This is a genomic window from Streptomyces sp. NPDC054047 (assembly GCF_055585065.1).
Window position 1 is genome coordinate 918,675 of the sequence record NZ_JBVJKV010000002.1, and the last position, 25,138, is coordinate 943,812.

A 25,138-nucleotide genomic window follows, 5' to 3' on the forward strand; every position below is an offset into this window, starting at 1 on the left:
CTGAAGGTCGGCGCGGTCATCATCACCATGGGCAACCGGCCGCAGGAGCTGCGCGCCCTGCTCGACTCGGTCGCCAAGCAGGACGGCGACCCGGTCGAGGTGGTGGTCGTCGGCAACGGCGCCCCCGTGCCCGACGTCCCCGAAGGCGTACGCACCGTCGAGCTGCCCGAGAACCTCGGCATCCCCGGCGGGCGCAACGTCGGCATCGAGGCCTTCGGCCCCGGCGGCACCGACGTCGACGTGCTCCTCTTCCTCGACGACGACGGCCTCCTGGCCAACACGGACACGGCCCAGCTGTGCCGCGAGGCCTTCGCCGCCGACCCGAAGCTCGGCATCATCAGCTTCCGCATCGCCGACCCGGACACGGGTGAGACCCAGCGCCGCCACGTCCCGCGGCTGCGCGCGGCCGACCCGATGCGCTCCTCGCGCGTGACGACCTTCCTCGGCGGCGCCAACGCCGTCCGTACGCAGGTCATGGCCGAGGTCGGCGGCCTGCCCGACGAGTTCTTCTACGCCCACGAGGAGACCGACCTCGCCTGGCGTGCGCTGAACGCGGGCTGGATGATCGACTACCGCGCCGACATGGTGCTCTTCCACCCCACGACCGCCCCGTCCCGGCACGCGGTCTACCACCGAATGGTCGCCCGCAACCGCGTCTGGCTCGCCCGCCGCAACCTGCCCGCGCTCCTGGTCCCGGTCTACCTCGGCGTGTGGATGCTCCTGACCCTGGCCAGGCGGCCTTCGGGCCCCGCGCTCAAGGCCTGGTTCGGCGGCTTCAAGGAGGGCTGGACGACGCCCTGCGGACCTCGCCGACCGATGAAGTGGCGTACGGTGTGGCGCCTGACCCGACTGGGCCGACCTCCTGTCATCTGACAAGCTCGGGTCTGAGAACATCTGGGCCATACCCCGGTCCCTGGCCCACGCCTACGCCCGACCGGCTGCGCATCTGAAGACGAAAGTTTCCACTCGTGAGTGAGACAACGCATGACGGCGGAGTCGCGGTGACAGCGCCCCCGTCGCCCGATGACGGGCTCTCCCGCGCCGATCTCGCCGCCAAGTACGGTCTGACCGTCAGCGGCGCACGGCCCGGACTTTTCGAGTACGTCCACCAGCTCTGGGGACGGCGCCACTTCATCCTCGCCTTCTCGCAGGCGAAGCTGACCGCCCAGTACAGCCAGGCCAAGCTCGGCCAGCTGTGGCAGGTGGCGACGCCACTCCTGAACGCGCTCGTCTACTTCCTGATCTTCGGCCTGATCCTGAAGGCGGACCGGGGCTTCGAACGTGAGGTCTACATTCCGTTCCTGGTCACGGGCGTCTTCGTCTTCACCTTCACGCAGTCCTCGGTGATGGCGGGCGTCCGGTCGATCTCCGGCAACCTGGGCCTGGTCCGCGCGCTGCACTTCCCGCGGGCCTCGCTGCCGATCTCGTTCTCGCTCCAGCAGCTCCAGCAGCTGCTGTTCTCGATGATCGTGCTCTTCATCATCACGATCGGCTTCGGCAGCTACCCCAAGCTGTCGTGGCTGCTGATCTTCCCGGTCCTCGCCCTGCAGTTCCTGTTCAACACAGGCCTCGCGATGATCATGGCGCGGCTCGGCAGCAAGACCCCCGACCTCGCGCAGCTCATGCCGTTCGTGATGCGTACGTGGATGTACGCGTCCGGCGTGATGTTCTCCATCCCGGTCATGCTCCAGGGCAGGCCGGAGTGGATCGCGGACATCCTGCAGTGGAACCCCGCGGCCATCTACATGGACCTGATGCGCTTCGCGCTGATCGACGGCTACGGCAGCGAATACCTCCCGAACCACGTCTGGGCGGTCGCGGCGGGCTGGGCCGTGCTGGTCGCCGTCGGCGGCTTCGTGTACTTCTGGAAGGCTGAGGAGCGTTACGGCCGTGGCTGAAGAAGACAAGATCACCGACAAGGGGCACATCCCCACCGTCATCGCGGACGAGCTGCACATCGTCTACCGCGTGAACGGCGCGAAGACGGGCAAGGGCAGCGCCACCTCCGCGCTGAGCCGCATCGTCCGGCGCGGCGAGGAGCGGGGCGTACGCAAGGTGCACGCCGTGCGCGGCGTCAGCTTCACGTCCTACCGCGGCGAGGCCATCGGCCTGATCGGCTCGAACGGCTCGGGCAAGTCGACCCTGCTGCGCGCCATCGCGGGCCTGCTGCCCGCGGAGAAGGGCAAGGTCTACACCGACGGCCAGCCCTCGCTGCTCGGCGTGAACGCGGCCCTGATGAACGACCTGACCGGCGAGCGCAACGTCATACTCGGCGGGCTCGCGATGGGCATGACGCGCGAGCAGATCAGGGAGCGCTACCAGGACATCGTCGACTTCTCGGGGATCAACGAGAAGGGCGACTTCATCACCCTGCCGATGCGCACCTACTCCTCCGGCATGGCCGCCCGTCTGCGCTTCTCCATCGCGGCCGCCAAGGACCACGACGTACTGATGATCGACGAGGCGCTGGCGACGGGCGACCGGAAGTTCCAGAAGCGCTCCGAGGCCCGCATCCGCGAGCTCCGCAAGGAGGCCGGCACGGTCTTCCTGGTCAGCCACAACAACAAGTCCATCCGTGACACCTGTGACCGTGTGCTGTGGCTCGAGCGCGGTGAGCTGCGCATGGACGGGCCGACCGACGAGGTCATCAAGGAGTACGAGAAGTTCACGGGCAAGTAGCCCCGCCCGTACGTCCGAATACGCCAGGGCCCCGCCGGAGTCAACCCGGTGGGGCTCTGCCGCGTCATCAGTCTTCGACTGCCCCAATGGCCTCTCAAGTCCCTTGGGCCCAGGGAAGATTGACGCCAATCGGTGTGTTGTTGTGATGCGCGGAACACCCCGACGATGCAGGCTGCGTTGTACAACGTAAGCTGTACCGGTGCTGATTCGCGGCAAGTGGGGCGATATCGCGCGGCGCCCCGGCTCATGACTCGGTCCGCCTCGCGGAGTGCCGGGCGGCGTGTCCGAAATAGGATGTATTGGGTCGGCAGTGTAGAACGGGAGATGTGACGGCAATGGCTACGGATGATCTCCATCTGCGCGACGCATCCGCCGTCCTCGCGAAGGCCGCGGACGAGAACTTCCCGGTGGCGCCCTTCTTCCTGCCCCGCGCCTGGCGCGACGACCTCATGGCCGTGTACGGCTACGCCCGCCTCGTGGACGACATCGGCGACGGCGACCTTGCCCCCGGCGGCGCCGACGCCCGGTACCTCGGCGTGGACCCCGAGGCCGCCGACGACCGCATCGCCCTCCTGGACGCCTTCGAGGCCGACCTGCGCCGGGTCTTCGACGGCACGCCCCGCCACCCGCTGATGCGCGCCCTCCAGCCCACCGTGCGCCGCTGTGGCCTCACCCCCGAACCCTTTCTCGGCCTGATCGCGGCCAACCGCCAGGACCAGCTCGTCGCGCGCTACGAGACGTACGACGACCTGCTGGCCTACTGCGAGCTGTCCGCGAACCCCGTGGGCCGTCTGGTCCTCGGCATCACCGGCACCGCGACCCCGGAGCGGATCCGCCGCTCGGACGCGGTGTGCACCGCCCTCCAGATCGTCGAGCACCTGCAGGACGTCGCCGAGGACCTGGGGCGGGACCGTATTTACCTGCCCGCGCAGGACATGAAGCGGTTTCATGTCCAGGAGCGGGACCTGACCGCAGTGACAGCAGGCGCATCGGTGCGCGCGCTGGTTGCATATGAAGCAGAACGCGCCCGCTGCCTCCTGAATGAAGGCACCCCCCTGGTGGGTAGCGTCCACGGCAGGCTGAAGGTGCTGCTTGCGGGCTTCGTGGCTGGGGGGAGAGCGGCGGTTCACGCGATCGCCGCTGCCGGATACGACGTACTTCCTGGACCGCCCAAGCCCACCAAACCGCGTTTGCTGCGCGAGGTGGGTGCGGTTCTGCGAGGAGAGGGGTGAGCCGGACCGTGGAGTCAGGCCCGAACGTGTCCGCGCCGGTACTCGCCGCATACAGCTATTGCGAGGCCGTGACCGGGCAGCAGGCACGCAATTTCGCGTACGGCATCAGGCTGCTTCCGATGCCCAAGCGCCGCGCGATGTCGGCGCTCTACGCCCTTTCGCGGCGCGTGGACGACATCGGCGACGGCGCGCTCGCGCCGGACGTCAAGGCCGAGCGCCTCGACGAGACCCGGGCGCTGCTCGCCCGCATCCGCAAGGGTGAGGTGGACGACGACGACACCGACCCGGTGGCGGTCGCGCTCACGCACGCCGCGACGCACTTCTCCATCCCGCTCGAAGGGCTCGACGAGCTGATCGACGGCGTCCTGATGGACGTCCGCGGTGAGACGTACGAGACGTGGGAGGACCTCAAGGTCTACTGCCGGTGCGTGGCGGGGGCCATCGGACGGCTCTCCCTCGGCGTGTTCGGCACGGAGCGGGGGGCGCTGAACGCCGAGCGCGCGCCGGAGTATGCCGACACGCTCGGGCTCGCGCTCCAACTGACCAACATCCTGCGTGACGTTCGCGAGGACGCGGAGGGCGGTCGCACCTATCTGCCCGCCGACGACCTGGCGAAGTTCGGCTGCTCCGCCGGCTTCTCGGGCCCGCAGCCGCCCGCCGGGTCCGACTTCGCCGGGCTCGTGCACTTCGAGGTGCGCAGGGCGCGGGCGCTGTTCGCCGAGGGGTACCGGCTGCTGCCCATGCTGGACAGGCGCAGCGGGGCCTGCGTCGCCGCCATGGCGGGCATCTACCGGCGGCTTCTCGACCGCATCGAGCGGGACCCGGAGGCGGTCCTGCGCGGACGTGTCTCGCTGCCGGGACGCGAAAAGGCGTACGTCGCCGTGCGCGGTCTCTCCGGTCTCGACGCCCGCACCATCTCCCGACAGACCGTCAGGAGGCGTACTTGATGGGCATCCACGGCGAATGCGGTGAACGTAGGGCAACCTCCGCCAACCGGTGGGCAACCCTCCGCTCCGCCCCGGCGTCCCAGACTGCAACGGCCGAGGGGGGAAGCGCATGAGAGACGACGACACGCGATCGTCCGCGGAGGCCGACGACCACGTGGGACGAGGGGCCGCCGTGGTGGTCGGCGGCGGTCTGGCCGGCATCACCGCGGCGCTGTCCCTCGCCGACGCGGGCCTGCGCGTGACGCTGCTCGAAGGACGGCCGAGGCTGGGCGGGCTCGCCTTCTCCTTCAAGCGCGGCGAGCTGACCGTCGACAACGGCCAGCACGTCTATCTGCGCTGCTGCACCGCCTACCGCTGGTTCCTCGACCGCGTCGACGCAGCGGCCCTCGCGCCCCTGCAGGAACGTCTCGACGTGCCCGTGCTCGACGCCGACCGGAACCGTCTGGGCCGGCTGCGCCGCACCGCGCTGCCCGTGCCGCTGCACCTGGCGGCGAGCCTCGCCACGTATCCGCACCTGTCGCTAGCCGAGCGCGCCAACGTCGGGCGCGCCGCGCTCGCCCTCAAGGGGCTCGACCCGGCCGACCCCAAGCTGGACGGCCAGGACTTCGGCAGCTGGCTCGCCGCGCACGGTCAGTCCGCGCGTGCCGTCGAGGCCCTGTGGGACCTGGTCGGCGTGGCCACGCTGAACGCCGTCGCGGGGGACTCCTCGCTGGGCCTCGCCGCGATGGTCTTCAAGACCGGGCTGCTCTCGGACCCGGGCGCCGCCGACATCGGCTGGGCACGCGTGCCCCTCGGTGATCTCCATGACACGCTCGCCCGCAAGGCGCTCGACTCCGCGGGCGTGCGAACCGAACTGAGGACACGAGTCACCTCCATCTCCCGTACGGAGAACGGGGGTTGGAAGGTAGAAGTTCCCGGCGAGGAGATCGAGGCGGACACCGTCGTGCTCGCCGTGCCGCAGCACGAGACCCACGACCTGCTGCCGGACGGCGTCCTGGACGAGCCCGACCGGCTGCTCGACATCGACAACGCGCCGATCCTCAACATCCACGTCGTGTACGACCGCAAGGTGCTCAAGCGGCCCTTCTTCGCGGCCATCGGCTCGCCGGTGCAGTGGGTCTTCGACCGGACCGACGCCTCCGGGCTCGCCGACGGCCAGTACCTCGCGCTGTCCCAGTCCGCTGCCCAGGACGAGATCGACGCGCCCGTCGCCGCGCTGCGCGAGCGCTATCTGCCGGAGCTGGAGCGGCTGCTGCCCGCCGCGCACGGCGCCGAGGTGCGGGACTTCTTCGTGACCCGGGAGCGCACGGCCACGTTCGCGCCGACGCCCGGTGTGGGCCGGCTGCGGCCCGGTGCCCGCACCAAGGCCGACGGCCTGTACCTGGCCGGTGCGTGGACCGCCACCGGGTGGCCCGCGACCATGGAGAGCGCCGTCCGCAGCGGCATCAGTGCCGCCGACGCGGCTCTCCGTGCGCTCGACCGCCCCCGTGACCACCTCTTCGACGTCGAGGAGGCCGCGTGAAGCTCGACCTTCTGGGGTCAGGTCCCCAGGAATCCAGCACCGGAACAAGAGGAGAGACTGTGCCGACTGTGCCCTCGGCCGAATCGGCTGCCGACACGGTGGACGTGACCTCACTGCTCGAGCGCGGAAGGACGCTGGCCACCCCGGTGCTGCGGGCCGCCGTGGACCGCCTCGCGCCGCCCATGGACACCGTAGCCGCCTACCACTTCGGCTGGATCGACGCCGAGGGCAACCCGGCGGACGGCGACGGCGGCAAGGCCGTGCGCCCCGCCCTCGCCCTGCTCTCCGCGGAGGCCGCGGGCGCCGCGCCGGAGGTCGGCGTACCCGGAGCTGTCGCCGTCGAACTGGTGCACAACTTCTCGTTGCTGCACGACGACCTGATGGACGGCGACGAGCAGCGCCGCCACCGCGACACGGTGTGGAAGGTGCACGGCCCGGCCCAGGCCATCCTCGTCGGCGACGCCCTCTTCGCGCTCGCCAACGAGATCCTCCTGGAGATCGGCACCGTCGAGGCGGGCCGCGCCACGCGCCGCCTGACCACCGCCACCCGCGCCCTGATCGACGGCCAGGCGCAGGACATCTCCTACGAGCACCGCGAGCGGGTCACCGTCGAGGAGTGCCTGGAGATGGAGGGCAACAAGACCGGCGCCCTGCTCGCCTGCGCGGTCTCCATCGGCGCGGTCCTCGGCGGCGCCGACGACCACACCGCCGACACGCTGGAGAAGTACGGCTACCACCTCGGCCTCGCCTTCCAGGCCGTGGACGACCTGCTCGGCATCTGGGGCGACCCGGAGGCCACCGGGAAGCAGACCTGGAGCGACCTGCGCCAGCGCAAGAAGTCACTGCCGGTGGTGGCCGCGCTCGCCGCGGGCGGACCCGCCTCCGAGCAGCTCGGCGAGCTGCTCGCGGCCGACGCCAAGAGCAACGACTTCGACAGCTTCTCCGAGGAGGAGTTCGCCGCACGCGCCGCCCTGATCGAGCAGGCGGGCGGCCGTGAGTGGACCGCCGAGGAGGCCCGGCGCCAGCACACCATCGCCATCGAGGCGCTGGACACCGTCCAGATGCCTGACCGGGTTCGGGCGCAGCTCGTCGCGCTCGCCGACTTCGTCGTCGTACGGAAGAGATGATCACTATCGGGCAGATATGACTCGCAGTCGCCGGCCGGCGCCCAGCGCGTCGGCCGACGGCGGACCCACAGCAGAGAAGACGACTGCACGAAGGGGAAGCCATGACAGCGACGACCGACGGAAGCACCGGAGCGGTGACGCCCCGCGCGGCCTCGGCCAGCCAGCCACTCGACCGGGCCGTAGCGACGGCAGGGCCGCTCGACGCCGCCGCGCGCGCCATACGGCGCTCCACGGATTTCCTGCTCGCGCAGCAGGACGCCCAGGGCTGGTGGAAGGGCGACCTCGACACGAACGTGACGATGGACGCCGAGGACCTGCTGCTCCGTCAGTTCCTGGGAATCCGGGACGAGAAGACCACCCGCGCCGCCGCGCTCTTCATCCGCGGCGAGCAGCGCGACGACGGCACCTGGGCCACCTTCTTCGGCGGCCCCGGCGAGCTCTCCACCACCATCGAGGCGTACGTCGCGCTGCGCCTCGCGGGCGACGCCCCGGGCGATCCGCACATGGCGCGGGCCTCCGCCTGGATCCGCGACCAGGGCGGCATCGCCGCGAGCCGGGTCTTCACCCGTATCTGGCTCGCCCTGTTCGGCTGGTGGAAGTGGGACGACCTGCCCGAACTCCCGCCGGAGCTCATCTACTTCCCCAAGTGGCTGCCCCTCAACATCTACGACTTCGGGTGCTGGGCCCGGCAGACGATCGTGCCGCTCACGGTCGTCTCCGCCAAGCGCCCCGTCCGGCCCGCGCCCTTCACGCTGGACGAACTGCACAGCGACGCGCGCGTACCCAACCCCGGCAAGCCCCTTGCGCCGATGGCCAGTTGGGACGGCGTCTTCCAGCGCCTCGACAAGGCGCTGCACCTCTACCACAAGGTCGCCCCGCGCAAAGTACGCAAGGCGGCGATGAACCACGCCGCTCGCTGGATCATCGAACGCCAGGAGAACGACGGCTGCTGGGGCGGCATCCAGCCGCCCGCCGTCTACTCCGTGATCGCCCTGCATCTGCTCGGCTACGACCTGGAGCACCCGGTCCTCAAGGCGGGCCTCGCCTCGCTCGACCGGTTCGCGGTCTGGCGCGAGGACGGCGCCCGGATGATCGAGGCCTGTCAGTCGCCGGTCTGGGACACCTGTCTGGCGACCATCGCGCTCGCCGACGCGGGCGTGCCCGCCGACCACCCGCAGCTCGTCAAGGCCGCCGACTGGATGCTCGCCGAGGAGATCACACGCCCCGGTGACTGGTCCGTACGCAGGCCCCGACTGGCCCCGGGCGGCTGGGCGTTCGAGTTCCACAACGACAACTACCCGGACATCGACGACACCGCCGAGGTCATCCTGGCGCTGCGCCGCGTCGACCACCCGGACCGCCGGCGCATGGAGGACGCGATCGCCCGCGGCGTGCGCTGGAACCTGGGCATGCAGTCCAAGAACGGCGCCTGGGCGGCCTTCGACGCCGACAACACCAGCCCGTTCCCCAACCGGCTGCCGTTCTGCGACTTCGGCGAGGTCATCGACCCGCCGTCGGCCGACGTCACCGGGCACGTCGTCGAGATGCTCGCCATCGAGGGCAAGGCACACGACCCGCGCACCCGGCGCGGCATCGAGTGGCTGCTCGCCGAACAGGAGCCGGACGGCTCGTGGTTCGGCCGCTGGGGCGTCAACTACGTCTACGGCACAGGGTCCGTGGTGCCCGCGCTCACCGCGGCGGGCCTGCCGGGCTCGCACCCCGCGGTGCGCCGCGCCGTGGCCTGGCTGGAGTCGGTGCAGAACGACGACGGCGGCTGGGGCGAGGACCTGCGCTCCTACCGCTACGAGGAGTGGCGGGGCCACGGCGCCTCCACCGCCTCGCAGACCGCCTGGGCGCTGCTCGCGCTGCTCGCGGCCGGCGAGGCGGAGTCCAAGGCCGTGGAGCGCGGCGTCACCTGGCTCGCCGAGACCCAGCGGGACGACGGCTCCTGGGACGAGCCGTACTTCACCGGCACCGGCTTCCCCTGGGACTTCTCCATCAACTACCACCTCTACCGGCAGGTGTTCCCCCTCACCGCCCTTGGCCGGTACGTCAACGGAGAGCCGTTCGCGGGCCTCACCGTCAAGGGGGGCTGATGGAGCGCACCCCGGCCGCGCAGGACCCCGCACCGCTGCTGATCGCCTGCGCGCTCGGCATCGAGCGCCTCGCCCTGCGCACGGGCGACCGCACGGGCGCGCACGGGCGGGTCACCGTGCTCCGCACGGGCATGGGCCCCAAGAACGCCGAGCGCGCCGTCACCGGCGCCCTCGGCAAGGAACCGCTGCGCCACGCCGCCGTCGTGGCCACCGGCTTCTGTGCCGGGCTCGCCCCCGGCATGCACCCCGGCGACCTGGTCGTCGCCGAGGAGACCCGCGACGCACACGGCCACACGGAGTGCGTTGGCACCGATCTGCTGGTCAAGGAGCTGGTGCGCGCCCTGCCGGGACGCACCGTGCACACCGGCCCGCTCACCGGCTCCGACCACGTCGTCCGCGGACACGAACGCGCCGACCTGCTCGCCACGGGCGCGATCGCGGTGGACATGGAGTCCGCCGCGACGCTGCACAGCGCGCTGCGGGCGGGAGACCGGCCGGTTGCCGCCGTCCGGGTGGTCGTGGACGCCCCACAGCACGAACTCGTCCGCATCGGCACGGTGCGCGGTGGAATATCGGCTTTCCGTGTTCTTCGTGCCGTGCTTCCCGCATTTTTCGAATGGCACCGTTCTTCTTTGCTCCCCCGGAGGTGAGCCAGATGGCCATGCCGCTGCGCCAGACCATCAAGGTCGCGACGTATCTCTTTGAACAGAAGCTCCGCAAGCGTGAGAAGTTTCCGCTGATCGTCGAGTTGGAGCCGCTCTTCGCGTGCAATCTCGCGTGCGAGGGATGCGGAAAGATCCAGCACCCGGCCGGAGTGCTCAAGCAGCGCATGCCGGTGGCCCAGGCCGTGGGCGCCGTGCTGGAATCCGGTGCGCCGATGGTGTCCATCGCCGGTGGCGAACCGCTGATGCACCCTCACATCGACGAGATCGTGCGGCAGTTGGTGGCGAAGAGGAAGTACGTCTTCCTCTGCACCAACGCCATGCTGCTGCGCAAGAAGCTGGAGAAGTTCACCCCTTCCCCGTACTTCGCGTTCGCCGTGCACATCGACGGCATGCGTGAGCGGCACGACGAATCCGTCGCGAAGGAGGGTGTGTTCGACGAGGCGGTGGAGGCCATCAAGGAAGCCAAGAAGCAGGGTTTCCGGGTGACCACCAACTCCACCTTCTTCAGCAACGACACGCCGCAGAACATCATCGAGGTCCTCAACTTCCTCAACGACGAGCTGGAAGTCGACGAGATGATGCTGTCGCCCGCCTACGCCTACGAGAAGGCGCCCGACCAGGAGCACTTCCTGGGCGTCGACCAGACCCGCGAGCTCTTCAAGAAGGCCTTCGCGGGCGGCAACAGGCGGCGCTGGCGCCTGAACCACTCGCCCCTGTTCCTCGACTTCCTGGAGGGCAAGGCGGACTTCCCGTGCACCGCGTGGGCGATCCCGAACTACTCGCTCTTCGGCTGGCAGCGCCCCTGCTACCTGATGAGCGACGGGTACGTCCCGACGTACAAGGAGCTCATCGAGGAGACCGACTGGAGCAAGTACGGCCGCGGCAAGGACCCGCGGTGCGCCAACTGCATGGCGCACTGCGGCTACGAGCCGACCGCCGTCCTCGCCACCATGGGCTCCCTCAAGGAGTCCATCCGCGCCGCCCGCGAGACGGTCTCCGGAAACCGCGGGTGACGTGATGACCCCTGGAACGCCTGTCGCACTGGGCCTTCCTGAGCTGCCGGTCCGACCGATCGCGGAGCGTCGCGTCTCGCGGCGCATCGAGGTCGGGCCGGTGGCCGTGGGGGGCGGTGCGCCCGTCTCGGTGCAGTCCATGACCACGACGCGTACGTCCGACATCGGGGCGACGCTGCAGCAGATCGCCGAACTCACGGCGTCCGGCTGCCAGATCGTGCGGGTCGCGTGCCCGACGCAGGACGACGCGGACGCGCTGTCCACCATCGCGCGCAAGTCGCAGATCCCGGTGATCGCCGACATCCACTTCCAGCCGAAGTACGTCTTCGCGGCGATCGACGCCGGGTGCGCGGCGGTGCGGGTGAACCCCGGCAACATCAAGCAGTTCGACGACAAGGTCAAGGAGATCGCGCGGGCCGCGAACGACGCCGGTACGCCGATCCGGATCGGCGTCAACGCGGGCTCCCTGGACGCGCGCCTGCTCAAGAAGTACGGCAAGGCAACTCCCGAGGCGTTGGTCGAGTCGGCCCTGTGGGAGGCGTCGCTCTTCGAGGAGCACGGCTTCAGCGACATCAAGATCTCGGTCAAGCACAACGACCCGGTGGTCATGGTCAACGCCTACCGCCAGCTGGCCGCCGCCTGCGACTACCCGCTGCACCTCGGTGTGACGGAGGCGGGCCCGGCCTTCCAGGGCACGATCAAGTCGGCGGTGGCCTTCGGGGCGTTGCTGAGCGAGGGCATCGGCGACACCATCCGGGTCTCGCTGTCCGCGCCGCCCGCCGAGGAGGTCAAGGTCGGCATCCAGATCCTGGAGTCCCTCAACCTCCGCCAGCGGCGCCTGGAGATCGTCTCCTGCCCGTCCTGTGGGCGGGCCCAGGTGGACGTGTACAAGCTGGCCGACGAGGTCACGGCGGGCCTGGACGGCATGGAAGTGCCGCTGCGCGTCGCCGTCATGGGGTGTGTCGTGAACGGGCCGGGGGAGGCCCGCGAGGCGGATCTCGGTGTCGCGTCCGGCAACGGCAAGGGGCAGATCTTCGTCAAGGGCGAGGTCATCAAGACCGTCCCCGAGTCGAAGATCGTGGAGACCCTCATCGAAGAGGCGATGAAGATCGCCGCACAGATGGAGGACGAGGGCGTCACCTCAGGGGTGCCCGACGTCACCGTGAGCTGAGAAGAACCAGAGAGGGGGCCCGAGCATGACCATTCTGGAAACCATTCGGGGGCCGCGCGATCTGAAGGCGCTGACCGAGGCCGAGCTCGACGAACTGGCCGGGGAGGTCCGGGAGTTCCTGGTGCACGCGGTCGCCAGGACCGGAGGTCATCTCGGGCCCAATCTGGGGGTGGTGGAACTCTCCATCGCCCTCCATCGGGTCTTCGAGTCGCCGCTCGACCGGATCGTGTGGGACACCGGCCACCAGAGCTACGTGCACAAACTCCTGACCGGCCGGCAGGACTTCTCCAAGCTGCGCGGCAAGGGCGGCCTGTCCGGCTATCCCTCGCGCGCCGAGTCCGAGCACGACATCGTCGAGAACAGCCACGCGTCGACCGCGCTCGGCTGGGCCGACGGCCTGGCCAAGGCGCGCCAGGTCCTGGGGGAGCGGGGCCACGTCGTCGCCGTCATCGGGGACGGCGCGCTCACCGGCGGCATGGCGTGGGAGGCGCTCAACAACATCGCGGCCGCGAAGGACCGGCCGCTGATCATCGTCGTCAACGACAACGAGCGTTCGTACGCGCCCACCATCGGCGGCCTGGCCAACCACCTCGCCACACTGCGCACCACCGACAGCTACGAACGGGTCCTGGCCTGGGGCAAGGACATACTCCAGCGCACACCCGTCGTCGGACACACGCTGTACGAGTCGCTGCACGGAGCCAAGAAGGGGTTCAAGGACGCCTTCGCGCCGCAGGGCATGTTCGAGGACCTGGGGCTCAAGTACGTCGGGCCGATCGAGGGGCACGACACCGGGGCCGTCGAGTCGGCGCTGCGACGCGCCAAACGCTTCCACGGACCCGTCATCGTCCACTGCCTCACCGAGAAGGGGCGCGGCTACGAGCCCGCGCTCGCCGACGAGGCCGACCGTTTTCATACGGTCGGCGTGATGGACCCGCTGACCTGCGAACCCCTCGCACCCTCCAACGGCCCTTCCTGGACCTCGGTGTTCGGCGACGAGATCGTACGCATCGGGGCCGAGCGGGAGGACGTCGTCGCGATCACCGCGGCCATGCTGGGCCCGGTCGGCCTGACCAAGTTCGCCCAGGCCTATCCCGGCCGGGTGTGGGACGTGGGGATCGCGGAGCAGCACGCCACGGTGTCGGCGGCCGGGCTCGCGACCGGGGGCCTGCACCCCGTCGTCGCCGTCTACGCCACCTTCCTCAACCGCGCCTTCGACCAGCTCCTGATGGATGTCGCGCTGCACGAGTGCGGCGTCACCTTCGTCCTGGACCGGGCCGGTGTCACCGGCGTCGACGGAGCCTCGCACAACGGCATGTGGGACATGTCGATCCTCCAGGTCGTGCCGGGCCTGCGGATCGCCGCGCCGCGCGATGCCGACCAGCTGCGGACGCAGCTGCGGGAAGCGGTCGCCGTGGACGACGCGCCGACGCTGCTGCGCTTCCCCAAGGAGTCGGTGGGTCCCGCGATCCCCGCGGTGGACCGGATCGGCGGCATGGACGTGCTGAGCCGAGACGGCCAAGACACCGACGCGGACGTGCTGTTGGTGGCGGTCGGCGTGATGGCGCCCGTCTGCCTCCAGGCCGCGGAGCTGCTGCGGGAGCGGGGGCTCAGCTGCACCGTGGTCGACCCGCGCTGGGTCAAGCCGGTCGACGCCGAGCTGCCCGCCCTCGCCGCGCGCCACCGGGTCGTGGGGGTCGTCGAGGACAACAGCCGCTCCTCCGGGGTCGGTGCTGCGGTCGCCCTCGCGCTGGGCGATGCCGAAGTCGACGTACCCATAAGGAGGTTCGGCATCCCCGAGCAGTTCCTCGCGCACGCCAAGCGGGGCGAGGTGCTCGCGGACCTCGGGCTTACCCCGGTCGAGATCGCGGGGCGGATCAGCGCCACCCTGGCAGCCAAGGAGCACGGAGCATGACCAAGGAGTTCGACCTCGGCAGACTCCTCGCCGAGCGGGGCGCCGAGCGCTACGAACTGCACGCGCGGCATTTGAACCACCAACTGCCGCGCATGCTGCACACCATCGGCTTCGACAAGGTCTACGAACGGGCCGAGGGCGCGTACTTCTGGGACGCGGACGGCAACGACTACCTCGACATGCTCGCGGGCTTCGGCGTGATGGGCCTGGGCCGTCACCATCCCGTCGTGCGCAAGGCGCTGCACGACGTCCTGGACGCCTCGCTCGCCGACCTGACGCGCTTCGACTGCCAGCCGCTGCCCGGCCTCCTCGCCGAGCAGCTGCTGACCAGAAGTCCGCACCTGGACCGGGTGTTCTTCGGCAACAGCGGCACGGAGGCCGTCGAGACCGCCCTGAAGTTCGCGCGGTACGCGACGGGCAGGCCCAGGGTGCTCTACTGCACGCACGCCTTCCACGGCCTGACCACCGGGTCCCTCTCCGTCAACGGCGAGTCCGGCTTCCGGGACGGCTTCGCACCCCTGCTCCCCGACACGGCGATCCCGCTCGGCGACCTGGACGCGCTGAGCAAGGAGCTGAAGAAGGGCGACGTGGCCGGGCTCATCCTGGAGCCCATCCAGGGCAAGGGCGTGCACGAGACGCCGCCCGGCTATCTGCGCGCCGCCCAGGAGCTGCTGCACCGGCACAAGGCGCTGCTCATCGCCGACGAGGTGCAGACCGGCCTGGGCAGGACCGGCGACTTCTACGCCTACCAGCACGAGGAAGGCGTCGAGCCGGACCTGCTGTGCGTCGCGAAGGCGCTGTCGGGCGGCTATGTGCCGGTCGGCGCGACCCTCGGCAAGGACTGGATCTTCAAGAAGGTCTACTCGTCCATGGACCGGGTGCTCGTGCACTCGGCGAGCTTCGGCTCCAACGCGCAGGCCATGGCGGCCGGGCTCGCGGTCCTGTCCGTCATGGACGACGAGGAGATCGTCGCGAACGCGCGCGTCACCGGTGAGCTCCTGAAGTCGCGGCTCGGCGCGCTCGTCGACCGCTACGAGCTGCTGAGCGAGGTGCGCGGCCGGGGCCTGATGGTCGGCATCGAGTTCGGCCGCCCCAAGTCGCTGAAGCTGCGCAGCCGTTGGGCCATGCTCCAGGCGGCGCGCAAGGGGCTCTTCGCGCAGATGGTGGTCGTGCCGCTGCTGCAGAAGCACCGCATCCTCACGCAGGTCTCCGGCGACCATCTGGAGGTCATCAAGCTGATCCCGCCGCTGACCATCGGGGAGCGGGAGGTCGACCGGTTCGTCGAGGCCTTCACCGACGTGATGGACGAGGCGCACAGCGGCGGCGGGCTGATGTGGGACTTCGGCAAGACGCTGGTGAAGCAGGCGGTCGCGAACCGCTGAGCCGCCCGGAGGCCGGGCCGGAGGCTTTTGCCTCTGAGGCAAGAAAGTTGCCTCGGGGGCAAAGGCCTGGCTCAATCGGGGTATGAGCAATGCCGAGCCCGAAACGGTCGGCCCGGAGGCCGCCGAGGCCCTGCCGGCCGTCGCCCCGCAACTGCGTGAGCTGCGGCGCCGTGCCACGCTGACGCTGGAGGCCGCGGCCCGCTCCGCCGGGCTCTCGCCCGCCCATCTCTCCCGTCTGGAGACCGGGCAGCGCCAGCCGTCCCTGCCGATGCTGCTCGCACTCGCCCGCACCTACGGTACGACGGTCTCGGAGCTCCTCGGCGAGACGCCCACGGACCGGGACGCGATCGTCCGCGCCGCGGACATGGAGCCGACACGGGCGGGCGGCTGGACCTACTGGCAGGCGGGCGCGCAGGCCCGTGGCATGCAGGCCCTGCGGGTGCACGTGCCGCACGGGGCGCAGGGCGACATCGTGCGCGTCCACCCCGGCGAGGAATGGCTCTACGTCCTCCAGGGGCGCCTGCGGCTGCGGCTCGGCGACACCACGCACACCCTCGAACCCGGGGACAGCGCGCACTTCGACTCGCTGACCCCGCACCGGATCGCCGCCGCCGACCACCTCGGCACCGACCTTCTCTTCGTCCACACCCTGCTGCAGAGTCCCGCCACCGCGCTGTGCCTCGGCGGGACCGCGCACAGCCCCAGCCTGGGAGACCCGCGATGACGGAACCCGAAGCGCAGCGTCCCGCCCCGACGGACCCCGCGCCCGTGCCCACGCCTGTGTCCCCGCCCGCACCCGCCAAGAAGGCGATGTCCATGGAGGAGAAGTTCCCCCGCGGGCTCTGGGTCCGGCTGATCGTCTACGTGGCCGTCGGCCACCTCTTCGCGGCCTTCATCTATCTGCTGTTCTCGCTGGGCGCGCAGAACCAGTGACGGGCGGCGCCCCTCAGTCCAGCAGGCGCTCGCGCAGCCGCTCGCGGATCTCCGGGGTCACCTTGAGGCCCTCGGCGAGGTAGGTCTCCGTGTCGCCCCAGATCTGCTCGATCGTCTCGAAGGCGGCGTGCAGATACTCGATCCGGGCCTCGAAGAGGGGGCTGAGCAGCTGCATGACCTCGGGGGACATCGCGTTGGGGGAGTCGTCGCCGCGGCGCACCTTGTAGCGGCGGTGGGTGGCGTTCGACTCCAGGTAGTCCGCCTCGATGGCGTCGCGCTCGACGCCGACGGCCAGGAGCGTGACGGCTATCGAAAGGCCCGCGCGGTCCTTGCCCGCGGCGCAGTGCATCAGGGCGGGCAGGCTGTCGGCGGCCATGTCGTGCAGCACGCGGCTGTGCTCGGCGGTCCGCTCCTTGATGATCGCGCGGTACGTGTCGGAGAGGCTCCCCGCGGCCTGCCCGTCCGAGAGGGCCGCGCGCAGCTGGTCTATGTCGCCGTCGCGGACCATCGTCCAGAACTCGGCGCCGTGCGCCGGGTCGGTCAGCGGCAGGTTCACGTTGCGCACGCCGGGCAGCTCGACGTCCGGGCCCTCGAGCCGCTGGTCGGCCGCGTTGCGGAAGTCGTAGACCGTGTGCAGGCCCAGGGTGGAGAGGAACGCGGCGTCGGCCGCCGTGGCGTGCGCGAGGTGACCGCTGCGGAAGAGCCGGCCCTGCCGGACCCGGCGGCCGTCCACGGTCGGAAGTCCGCCCACGTCACGGAAGTTGCGGACTCCGGCCAGCTCGGGCTCGGTCGGCTTCGTCGGCGGGACCTGCTGCGTCACGGGGGGCTCCTCCCGTCCGGCCGCCGGCGCGGCTCGCCGGTGGGGTGCGGCTTCGACCATACGACATGGGTTCCTGAGGCAATCAGTGCTGGTGCGTGAGCGTTGCCTCACAGGTCCGGCCGGGTGCGGCACCAACCCGGCCGTACGGACACGGAGTTCGGACCGCGGGTCCACGGGGGAGGTCCGCCGGGTGTAAGCGGCGCAGGGGCCCGCCGCGTATTCCTGGCTTGGAGGAAACTTGACCGGTGGCTTATCTCACCCCCCGTCAACCCCTCCCTACGGTGGCGTAGGTCACTTAGCAAGGTGAAAGATATGACGACGTGAGAGCAGAGTCGACATCCTTCATCCCAGACACATTCACCTCCTACGCAGCGGTCGGCGACAGCTTCACCGAAGGCGTGGGGGACCCCGGTCCCGACGGAACGTTCGTCGGCTGGGCCGACCGCCTTGCCGTCTTGCTCGACGACCGGCTTCCGGAGCACACCTTCCGGTACGCCAACCTCGCCGTGCGCGGCAAGCTGCTCGACCAGGTCGTCGCGGACCAGGTGCCCCTGGCCAAGGAGCTGGGCCCCGACTTCCTGACGTTCTGTGCGGGCGGCAACGACATCATCCGTCCCGGCACCGACCCGGACGAGGTCGCCGAGCGGTTCGAGCGGGCCGTCGTCGACCTCACGTCGGCGGTCGGCACGGTCATGGTGACCACGGGGTTCGACACCCGCGGGGTGCCGGTCCTCAAGCACCTGCGCGGCAAGATCGCCACGTACAACGGTCACGTGCGCGCGATCGCCGACCGCTACGGCTGCCCGGTCCTCGACCTGTGGTCCCTCAAGACCATCCAGGACCGCCGCGCCTGGGACGGCGACCGGCTGCACCTCTCCGCCGAGGGCCACACGCGCGTGGCGCTCCGCGCGGCCCAGGTCCTGGGCCTCGAGGTCCCGGCGGACCCGGACCAGCCGTGGCCCCCGGAGCCGCCGCGCGGCACGCTCGAGGTGCGGCGCGACGACATCAACTGGGCGCGCGAGTACCTGGTGCCGTGGTTCGGGCGGCGGCTGCGCGGCGAGTCGTCGGGGGACCACGTGGAGGCGAAGGGCAGCGTGGACCCGTACACCGTCAGGATGCACATCACGTCGGCGTCCTAGGCGCGGGGCCGGGGGCACGGAAAACCGGATGCTTCCGTGGGCGGTGATCACTACGGTGAAGGTGTCCAGGTGCGAAGGCGCGGGTTACTTCCTTTGTTGGGGCGGTTGCGGGTTCGAGTCCCGTCGTCGACTTCGGGTCGGCGTAGCTCAATGGGGTAGAGCACCTTGTCACCCGCACCGACTTCGATCTCTGGACACCTGGCGTGAGCCGTCTGCCCTCGGGGGAAACCGGGCAGGCGGCTTCGTTGTGTCCGGGGTCAGTCCGTCGCCGATTCGGCCGACAGCAGGCCCAGTTCGCGGTCGAGGGCCTCGTCCACCCACGCCAGCATGCGGGTGCGGGGCAGCGCACCCTCGTACGCCGTCATCTGCACCGCCAGGCCGTCGAGCAGCGCCGTGAGCCGCAGGGCCGTGGTCCGGGGGTCGGCGCAGGTGAACTCGCCCGCCGAGACGCCCTGTGCGATGACCGCCGCGAGCGCCGCCTTCCACTGCTGGTCCAGCTCGCGCGTCACCGTGCGCAGGGTGGGTTCGCGCAGCGCCGCGGACCAGCCCTCGATCCACAGGCGCCAGCCCTTGGCCTGGCCGGTGGGGGCGTACCAGCGGACGGCGGCGCGCAGACGGCGCAGGGCCGTGCCGCGGCGGTCCAGCAGGGTGCGGAGGTGGGCGAGGTCGCCCTCCGCGGCGTGCGCGAAGGCCGCCGCCACCAGCTTCTCCTTCGTGGAGAAGTGGTACAGGACCAGCGCGTTGCTCACCCCCAGCGCCGCGGCCACGTCCGCGATGCGCACGGCCGCCACGCCGCGCACCTCGATCTGTTCGACGGTGGCGGCGAGCAGCTCCGCCCGCCGTTCCGCCACGCTCAACCGCACTCTCGCCACGCCGGGCAGCCTATCCACCCGCCGCCTGCGCGTTCGCGTACCAGCCGAATCGCTCCCCGATCACCGGCAGTCGGTCGGCCGCCAGCGCGTGGGCGGCCGCGCGCGGCGTCGTGCCCTCCGCGTCCGCGCGGTCCAGCATCACCTCGACCAGGGCCCGCATCGATCGGCGCGTGTGCGCGAAGGCCTCGTCCGCGTCGGCCCCGATGTCGCCGAAGAGCGTCCACCACCACCAGGCGTTGGTACCGGAGTTGACGACGACGTCCGGCAGGACGGTGACGCCGCGCTCGGTGAGGAGCCGCTCCGCCTCGGGCAGGACCGGCATGTTGGCCGCCTCCGCTATCCAACGGGCCGTGATCCGCGCCTGGTTGGTCTGGTTGATCGTGTACGAGACCGCTGCGGGGACCAGGATCTCCGCCTCCGCGGCCAGCCAGGCGTCGCCCGGCAGCTCGCGGTCGCCGGGGCGCAGGACCGAGCGGTCCACGGTGCCGTGCGCGTCGCGGGCGGCGAGCAGGGCCTCCACGTCGAGTCCCGCGGGGTTGGCGATGGTGCCCTTGATGTCGGCGACGGCCACCGTCGTCAGTCCCGCGCGGGCGAGGAACCGGGCGGTCGCGCCGCCCATCGTGCCCAGGCCCTGTACCGCCACGCGCGCGCCCGCGTGCGCGTGGCCCGCACGATCGAGCGCCGCGAGGACCGCCTCGGCCACTCCGTGGCCGCCGACCAGCTCGCCCAGGCCGATCCCGTCGACCTCCACGGCGAACGCGTCCGCCAGGCGCTCGCGGGCCGCCGCCTCGTCGTCCAGGAGCGGGTAGACGGCCTGGACGGAAGAGATCAGGCCTGCTTCGGCCGCCGCCTTGTCGACCAGGTCCTGGGTCAGGCCCAGGTCCTCGCCCGTCGTCCAGGAGCTCTCGATGTAGGGCCGCATCGCCCGCAGGTAGCGCACCAGGACGTCGTACGCCTCGGGGGTGCGCGGATCGCAGTCGATGCCGCCCTTGGCGCCGCCGAGCGGGATGTAGCGGGCGCCGGGGGCGTAGTGCAGGGCTTCCTTCATCGTCATCCCGCGCGCCAGCCCTGTGACCTCGTCGAGGGTGCAGCCGGGGCGCATCCGCAGGCCGCCGCTGCAGACACCGCGTACGAGGCGGTCGATGACCAGGAAACCCCGGTGACCGGTGATGTGGTCGGTCCAGGTGAGGGAGAGGAGGGGCGTGGGCATACCGGCGGACACGGGGGGAACAGGGGTCATGGAGTCCACTCCTACTGAATGGGGAATCAGTAGGAGTACATCACGCACCGATGCGGTTGTGGCCGATGCGGGTCGCTCCGCCCGGCCGCTGTCGGAGGCGGTGGACATAATGGAGATCTGACCCACCCATTCCAGGAGGTGCTGTGTCCCGTTCGCTGAGCTCTGGGCTCCGCTCGCTGAGGACCGCGCCCTTCGGCGCGGATCCGGCCGGTGAGCGGCTCGCGAGGATCCGCAGATCGCCGAATTTCGCCGACGGGACCTTCCAGAACCCCGAGGGGGCGCGGACGAAGCCCACCGGATCGACGCTCGAGTTCGCGAAGATCTACTTCCGCAAGGAGGAGCGGATCCGGCGCGGTCCCACGGGCACCGTTCCCGTGCACGCCACGACCCTCGCCGACCTCGCCAAGCCCCCGGTCGGCGGATTGCGGATCACCTGGATGGGGCACTCCAGTGTGCTCGCCGAGATCGACGGGCGGCGGGTGCTCTTCGACCCGGTCTGGGGCGAGCGCTGCTCCCCCTTCTCCTGGGTCGGCCCCAAGCGGCTGCACCCCGTGCCGGTGCCGCTCGCGGCGCTCGGCCCGGTGGACGTCGTGGTGATCTCGCACGATCACTACGACCACCTCGACATGCCCACCATCCAGGCCCTGGCGGGCACGGACACGGTCTTCGCGGTGCCGCTGGGCGTCGGCGCCCACCTGGAGCGCTGGGGCGTCCCCGCCGACCGGCTGCGCGAGCTCGACTGGAACGAGTCCGCGAAGGTGGCGGGCCTGACCCTGACGGCGACGCCCGCGCGCCACTTCTGCGGCCGCGGCCTGCGCAACTACCAGCACACGCTCTGGGCGTCCTGGGTCGTCGCGGGATCCGAGCACCGCATCTACCACAGCGGGGACACCGGCTATTTCGGCGGCTTCCGGGACATCGGCGCGGAGCACGGTCCTTTCGACGTCACGATGATCCAGATCGGCGCGTACAGCGAGTTCTGGCCTGACATCCACATGACCCCCGAGGAGGGCGTGCGCGCGCACCTGGACCTCCAGGGCGGGCGGCCCGAGGGCGTGATGCTGCCGATCCACTGGGGCACGTTCAACCTCGCGCCGCACCCGTGGACCGCGCCGGGCGAGGGCACGCTCGCCGCGGCGGGCCGTGCGGGGGCGCGGATCGCGCTGCCCGTCCCGGGTGAGCCGTTCGAGCCCGCGGCGGACTCCGTTCCGGCGGAGCCGTGGTGGCGCGGCGTCGCGATCGAGCCGGAGGGCGGGTGGACCCCTCCGCAGGACGTCACGGCGGACGTCGAGCGCACCGAGCCCGCCGACCGCGCGGAGCGCACGGAGGGCACCGGCGAGCCCGAGGCGGCGCGGGTCGGCTGACGGAAGCGGGCCGGGAGGCGCCGGGGTGCTCGCTGCCCGCGGCACCTCCCGGGAGGCCGGGGCGCCCGCGTACGACGGACGCGCCGCCCTGAGGCTCCAGCCGGAGGCGCCGCCCCGAGGCCCCAGCCGGGCGCGCCGCCCCGAGCCCCGGCCGGGCGCGGACGCCAGGGCCGAGCGGCGGCCCGCACCCTGCTCGGCCGGTGCGAGCGCTAATGGGCCTCGACCAGGAGCAGGGCGCGACAGGATCACGTCGTCGGCGTCTTCCGCCGTGATCCGCCGTGATCGGCGTGATCGGCCCCGGTCGGATCGCTACCGCCGCCCGCCGAACTCCCAGTCGTGGACCTCGATGCCCGCGTACCGGTCGGAAGCCAGGACACCGCGTGCCGTGTCCTGGTCCGGCGCCCGGACCAGCGCCGCCGTGCCCAGCCAGGTGGTGCCGTCGTCGGAGAGCAGCGGCCCGTACGCGATCAGCTCGTCCAGGTCCGGTGGTGTGTCGAGGTCGGCGTCCCGGCCCGAGCCGAGGCCGATGACCAGGTAGCGGTTGCCCTCGGTGGTGCCACCGGGGAAGTCCCACATGGTGCGCCCCAGCGTGTTGCGCCACCGGCGCAGCAGCACGTCGCGGTAGGCGCCCGCCTGGTAGTTGGGCTCGTCGAAGGCGAACGCGCGGGCGGCGGCGGGATCCGGCAGGTCCACGATGTGCACGCTGCCGGTGGGCGTCTCGCCGTCGGCCGCGAACGTCGGACCGCGCGCGATCAGCTCCGCCGCGTACTGGTCCATGTAGGACCAGTGGGCCTCCAGCAGTTCCTCGCGCAACGTGACGGAGCCGGGCCGATCGCGGTGGTAGCAGAAGAATTCCATGCACAGACTCTCGTCAACGGACGGCCGAGTCTCAACGGGTTTTGGTGACGAGGGTCGGAACAGACGCCCCACCGAACAGACGTCCCACCGTCTATTCGGACGGTCGTGCGACGCGTCATACCAGAGCGGGACGCGGAGTGCCGGACTTTGTCAACTGCCTCCCGCACATGAAGCGTTGGTGACTACCGTGAGTTTCCGCCGGTCGACGCAGGGATCATGGACAGGGATCGCGCCTGTGCCCTCCCGACCGGTACGGCGATGCCGCGAAGCCACGCGACGCGCGCCCGTCGGAGCCCGCACCCTGACCGAGGACGCTGATGTCTCACCTTCGTGCACCGGCCGCCCGCGCAGACCGCCGTGAGGGCGGCGGGCGGCACGGCAGGCCCGGCAGCCGCCCCGCCGCGCCGCTGCCCGAGGCCCGGATACGGCCCCAGCTCCTGCGTATCGCCGTGCTGCCCGCCGTCGCGGTGGTGCTCTGCGCCGGTGCCGCCGTGATCTTCATCGTCCGGTCCGCCCCGGGCCCGCTCGACCCCGCGCTCCTGCTCATCCTGGCCGCCGCCGGGGCCATCAGCCTGGCCAGCGTCGTGATCGCCGCCGTCGCCGCCGACCGCACCGCGACCTCCGTACGCGAGCGCGTCGGCACCCTGCGCCGCAGCACCGCGCGCGGCCAGGCCGAACTGCGCGACGTCGTCGAGAAGCTACGCCGCGGCGACGGTCCGCCCCCGCGCAGGGCACCGGCCAGATCCGCCCAGGACGGCGACGACTTCGGGCTGCTCGCCGACGAGCTGTCCCGGGCCCAGGACGTCGCCGTCTCCGCCGTCGTGCAGGCCTCGCAGCTCTCCAGCCACGCGGGCAGCGAACAGAAGGTCGAGGTCTTCGTCAATCTGGCCCGGCGCCTTCAGTCCCTCGTGCACCGCGAGATCTCGATCCTCGACGACCTGGAGAACGAGGTCGAGGACCCGGAACTGCTCAAGGGCCTCTTCCACGTCGACCACCTGGCCACCCGCATCCGCCGGCACGCCGAGAACCTCGCCGTGCTCGGCGGCGCCATATCGCGCCGCCAGTGGAGCAACCCGGTCTCCATGACGGAGGTGCTCCGCTCGGCCATCGCGGAGGTCGAGCAGTACTCCCGGGTCAAGCTGGTGCCGCCGATCGCCGGCACCCTGCGCGGCCACGCCGTCGCCGACGTCATCCACCTCCTCGCCGAACTCGTCGAGAACGCCACGGTGTTCTCCGCCCCGCACACCCAGGTCCTGCTGCGCACCAACCTGGTGACGGCGGGGCTCGCCGTCGAGGTCGAGGACCGCGGGCTCGGCATGCCCCTGACCGAGCAGAACAAGATGAACCACCTGCTCGCCGACCCGGACCAGGTCAACGTCGCGAGCCTCCTCCAGGACGGACGGATCGGCCTCTACGTGGTCTCCGCGCTCGCCCGGCGGCACGGCATCGCGGTCCGCCTCCAGACCAACATCTACGGCGGCGTGCAGGCCGTACTGATCCTGCCGCAGGGCCTGCTGGGCGCCGAGCCGCAGAACGAACCCGTCGCCGCCGGGCACCCGCAAGGGGCCCCGGACGCCGCGCCGCAGGACGCCCCCGACGGCGTACGGCAGAGGACACAGGCACCCGCGGCCGTCCCCCACCCGGAGCCGGTGGCCGTGCCGCGGCAGCCGGTGCCGGACGTGCCGCCGAGCGGGCCGCACGCTCCCGCACCGCACGCTCCCGTGGCGAACGGCTCCGGGCCCGCCCCGCTGCCCGTGCGCGGCCGGGAGGGCAGGCCCACCCCGGCCGACGCCGTGCCGGGGATCAGGCCTGAGGACCGCCAGGCCGCGGCCGAGAACGCCGGGACACCGCCGACCCCCCTCAACGGCGCCGTGCGCGGACGGGTGGGAAAGCCCCAACTGCCCAAGCGGCGCGCCCAGGAACACATCGCACCCCAGCTGCGGGACGCCCCCGCGCCCCGCCCGGAGAGCGATTACCCCGTCGGCCACGACCCGGGCCTGATGGCCGCCTTCCAGCGCGGCATCGGACTCGCCGCCGCCCAGGAGACGCGCGACGCGGCGCCCGAAGCCGACCTCCCCGATCTCCATGTCCCCCGCGACGGGGGCGACCAGGGTGGCTGAACCCCACCACCCCGCCGGCACCACGTCTGCCCCGGCAGACCCT

The 25,138-nt window shown here is 71.2% G+C and carries 22 protein-coding genes; 18 read left to right on the forward strand and 4 right to left on the reverse strand.

All coding sequences use genetic code 11. The annotated features are described in order from the left end of the window. From ACZ6ZP_RS10600 to ACZ6ZP_RS10670, 15 genes are all read left to right on the forward strand, one after another. Entirely contained in the window at positions 1-873 is an 873-nt protein-coding gene (locus ACZ6ZP_RS10600; protein WP_351161695.1) for a glycosyltransferase family 2 protein, read from the forward strand. A gap of 95 nt (positions 874-968) precedes the next feature. After that, complete coding sequence (locus ACZ6ZP_RS10605) at positions 969-1,898, forward strand: ABC transporter permease (protein ID WP_351161189.1); 930 nt, start codon at positions 969-971, stop codon at positions 1,896-1,898. Further along, the gene (locus tag ACZ6ZP_RS10610; RefSeq protein WP_351161192.1) at positions 1,891-2,679 is read left to right on the forward strand and encodes an ABC transporter ATP-binding protein; all 789 of its coding nucleotides are present in this window, start codon (positions 1,891-1,893) and stop codon (positions 2,677-2,679) included. Before ACZ6ZP_RS10605 ends, ACZ6ZP_RS10610 begins: the two co-directional genes overlap by 8 nt. A gap of 335 nt (positions 2,680-3,014) precedes the next feature. Next, positions 3,015-3,911, forward strand: a complete 897-nt coding sequence (gene hpnC, locus ACZ6ZP_RS10615; protein WP_351161195.1) for a squalene synthase HpnC — start codon at positions 3,015-3,017, stop codon at positions 3,909-3,911. Then, positions 3,908-4,858 (forward strand): presqualene diphosphate synthase HpnD, encoded by a 951-nt coding sequence (gene hpnD / locus ACZ6ZP_RS10620; RefSeq protein WP_361461398.1) that lies wholly within the window; start codon positions 3,908-3,910, stop codon positions 4,856-4,858. The genes hpnC and hpnD overlap by 4 nt, the downstream gene beginning before the upstream one ends. A gap of 109 nt (positions 4,859-4,967) precedes the next feature. Beyond that, complete coding sequence (gene hpnE, locus ACZ6ZP_RS10625; RefSeq protein ID WP_351161200.1) at positions 4,968-6,380, forward strand: hydroxysqualene dehydroxylase HpnE; 1,413 nt, start codon at positions 4,968-4,970, stop codon at positions 6,378-6,380. Next, on the forward strand, positions 6,377-7,507 hold the full coding sequence (locus ACZ6ZP_RS10630; RefSeq protein WP_351161203.1) for a polyprenyl synthetase family protein: 1,131 nt from the start codon (positions 6,377-6,379) through the stop codon (positions 7,505-7,507). Before hpnE ends, ACZ6ZP_RS10630 begins: the two co-directional genes overlap by 4 nt. 101 nt (positions 7,508-7,608) lie before the next feature. Next, positions 7,609-9,603, forward strand: coding sequence for a squalene--hopene cyclase (gene shc, locus ACZ6ZP_RS10635; RefSeq protein ID WP_351161205.1), 1,995 nt, complete (start codon positions 7,609-7,611; stop codon positions 9,601-9,603). Then, complete coding sequence (locus ACZ6ZP_RS10640; RefSeq protein ID WP_361461387.1) at positions 9,603-10,253, forward strand: phosphorylase family protein; 651 nt, start codon at positions 9,603-9,605, stop codon at positions 10,251-10,253. The genes shc and ACZ6ZP_RS10640 overlap by 1 nt, the downstream gene beginning before the upstream one ends. Before the next feature lie 5 nt (positions 10,254-10,258). Next, positions 10,259-11,281 (forward strand): adenosyl-hopene transferase HpnH, encoded by a 1,023-nt coding sequence (gene hpnH / locus ACZ6ZP_RS10645; RefSeq protein ID WP_351161211.1) that lies wholly within the window; start codon positions 10,259-10,261, stop codon positions 11,279-11,281. Positions 11,282-11,285: 4 nt separating this feature from the next. Beyond that, the gene (gene ispG / locus ACZ6ZP_RS10650) at positions 11,286-12,452 is read left to right on the forward strand and encodes a flavodoxin-dependent (E)-4-hydroxy-3-methylbut-2-enyl-diphosphate synthase (protein ID WP_469406371.1); all 1,167 of its coding nucleotides are present in this window, start codon (positions 11,286-11,288) and stop codon (positions 12,450-12,452) included. Between the two features lie 25 nt (positions 12,453-12,477). After that, positions 12,478-14,367, forward strand: coding sequence for a 1-deoxy-D-xylulose-5-phosphate synthase (dxs, locus tag ACZ6ZP_RS10655; RefSeq protein ID WP_469406372.1), 1,890 nt, complete (start codon positions 12,478-12,480; stop codon positions 14,365-14,367). Next, positions 14,364-15,749, forward strand: coding sequence for an aspartate aminotransferase family protein (locus tag ACZ6ZP_RS10660; RefSeq protein WP_351161218.1), 1,386 nt, complete (start codon positions 14,364-14,366; stop codon positions 15,747-15,749). The genes dxs and ACZ6ZP_RS10660 overlap by 4 nt, the downstream gene beginning before the upstream one ends. Before the next feature lie 82 nt (positions 15,750-15,831). Next, on the forward strand, positions 15,832-16,473 hold the full coding sequence (locus ACZ6ZP_RS10665) for a helix-turn-helix domain-containing protein (protein WP_383823310.1): 642 nt from the start codon (positions 15,832-15,834) through the stop codon (positions 16,471-16,473). Then, on the forward strand, positions 16,470-16,682 hold the full coding sequence (locus ACZ6ZP_RS10670; RefSeq protein ID WP_383823313.1) for a DUF6126 family protein: 213 nt from the start codon (positions 16,470-16,472) through the stop codon (positions 16,680-16,682). Before ACZ6ZP_RS10665 ends, ACZ6ZP_RS10670 begins: the two co-directional genes overlap by 4 nt. Before the next feature lie 13 nt (positions 16,683-16,695). Here ACZ6ZP_RS10670 and ACZ6ZP_RS10675 read toward each other — a convergent pair whose 3' ends face one another. Next, positions 16,696-17,502: a tyrosine-protein phosphatase gene (locus ACZ6ZP_RS10675; protein WP_351161222.1), complete on the reverse strand. Its 807-nt coding sequence runs from the start codon at positions 17,500-17,502 to the stop codon at positions 16,696-16,698. A gap of 320 nt (positions 17,503-17,822) precedes the next feature. Here ACZ6ZP_RS10675 and ACZ6ZP_RS10680 point away from each other — a divergent pair, with 320 nt between their 5' ends. Further along, positions 17,823-18,641 (forward strand): SGNH/GDSL hydrolase family protein, encoded by an 819-nt coding sequence (locus tag ACZ6ZP_RS10680; protein WP_351161225.1) that lies wholly within the window; start codon positions 17,823-17,825, stop codon positions 18,639-18,641. Between the two features lie 257 nt (positions 18,642-18,898). On the opposite strand, the gene ACZ6ZP_RS10685 is transcribed toward ACZ6ZP_RS10680, so the two are convergent. Both ACZ6ZP_RS10685 and ACZ6ZP_RS10690 read right to left on the reverse strand, forming a co-directional pair. Beyond that, the gene (locus ACZ6ZP_RS10685) at positions 18,899-19,513 is read right to left on the reverse strand and encodes a TetR/AcrR family transcriptional regulator (protein WP_351161227.1); all 615 of its coding nucleotides are present in this window, start codon (positions 19,511-19,513) and stop codon (positions 18,899-18,901) included. Positions 19,514-19,523: 10 nt separating this feature from the next. Continuing rightward, complete coding sequence (locus tag ACZ6ZP_RS10690; RefSeq protein ID WP_469406567.1) at positions 19,524-20,723, reverse strand: Glu/Leu/Phe/Val dehydrogenase dimerization domain-containing protein; 1,200 nt, start codon at positions 20,721-20,723, stop codon at positions 19,524-19,526. 173 nt (positions 20,724-20,896) lie between these two features. On the opposite strand from ACZ6ZP_RS10690, the gene ACZ6ZP_RS10695 reads away from it, so the two are divergent. Further along, positions 20,897-22,117, forward strand: coding sequence for an MBL fold metallo-hydrolase (locus ACZ6ZP_RS10695; RefSeq protein WP_351161232.1), 1,221 nt, complete (start codon positions 20,897-20,899; stop codon positions 22,115-22,117). A 309-nt stretch (positions 22,118-22,426) separates the two neighbouring features. Here the strand turns inward: ACZ6ZP_RS10695 and ACZ6ZP_RS10700 are convergent, their stop codons facing one another. Continuing rightward, entirely contained in the window at positions 22,427-22,975 is a 549-nt protein-coding gene (locus tag ACZ6ZP_RS10700; protein WP_351161235.1) for a YciI family protein, read from the reverse strand. A 317-nt stretch (positions 22,976-23,292) separates the two neighbouring features. On the opposite strand from ACZ6ZP_RS10700, the gene ACZ6ZP_RS10705 reads away from it, so the two are divergent. After that, on the forward strand, positions 23,293-25,095 hold the full coding sequence (locus ACZ6ZP_RS10705; RefSeq protein ID WP_469406376.1) for a sensor histidine kinase: 1,803 nt from the start codon (positions 23,293-23,295) through the stop codon (positions 25,093-25,095). Positions 25,096-25,138 lie beyond the last annotated feature (43 nt).

Bases quoted from the DNA above. Each gene is read 5' to 3' on its own strand.
- ACZ6ZP_RS10660 (WP_351161218.1), top strand. From the start codon at position 14,364: ATGACCAAGGAGTTCGACCTCGGCAGACTCCTCGCCGAGCGGGGCGCC.
- ACZ6ZP_RS10690 (WP_469406567.1), bottom strand. From the start codon at position 20,723: ATGCCCACGCCCCTCCTCTCCCTCACCTGGACCGACCACATCACCGGT.
- ACZ6ZP_RS10670 (WP_383823313.1), top strand. From the start codon at position 16,470: ATGACGGAACCCGAAGCGCAGCGTCCCGCCCCGACGGACCCCGCGCCC.
- dxs (WP_469406372.1), top strand. From the start codon at position 12,478: ATGACCATTCTGGAAACCATTCGGGGGCCGCGCGATCTGAAGGCGCTG.
- shc (WP_351161205.1), top strand. From the start codon at position 7,609: ATGACAGCGACGACCGACGGAAGCACCGGAGCGGTGACGCCCCGCGCG.
- ACZ6ZP_RS10665 (WP_383823310.1), top strand. From the start codon at position 15,832: ATGAGCAATGCCGAGCCCGAAACGGTCGGCCCGGAGGCCGCCGAGGCC.
- ACZ6ZP_RS10705 (WP_469406376.1), top strand. From the start codon at position 23,293: ATGTCTCACCTTCGTGCACCGGCCGCCCGCGCAGACCGCCGTGAGGGC.
- hpnE (WP_351161200.1), top strand. From the start codon at position 4,968: ATGAGAGACGACGACACGCGATCGTCCGCGGAGGCCGACGACCACGTG.
- ACZ6ZP_RS10700 (WP_351161235.1), bottom strand. From the start codon at position 22,975: ATGGAATTCTTCTGCTACCACCGCGATCGGCCCGGCTCCGTCACGTTG.
- ispG (WP_469406371.1), top strand. From the start codon at position 11,286: ATGACCCCTGGAACGCCTGTCGCACTGGGCCTTCCTGAGCTGCCGGTC.
- hpnC (WP_351161195.1), top strand. From the start codon at position 3,015: ATGGCTACGGATGATCTCCATCTGCGCGACGCATCCGCCGTCCTCGCG.
- hpnH (WP_351161211.1), top strand. From the start codon at position 10,259: ATGGCCATGCCGCTGCGCCAGACCATCAAGGTCGCGACGTATCTCTTT.
- ACZ6ZP_RS10640 (WP_361461387.1), top strand. From the start codon at position 9,603: ATGGAGCGCACCCCGGCCGCGCAGGACCCCGCACCGCTGCTGATCGCC.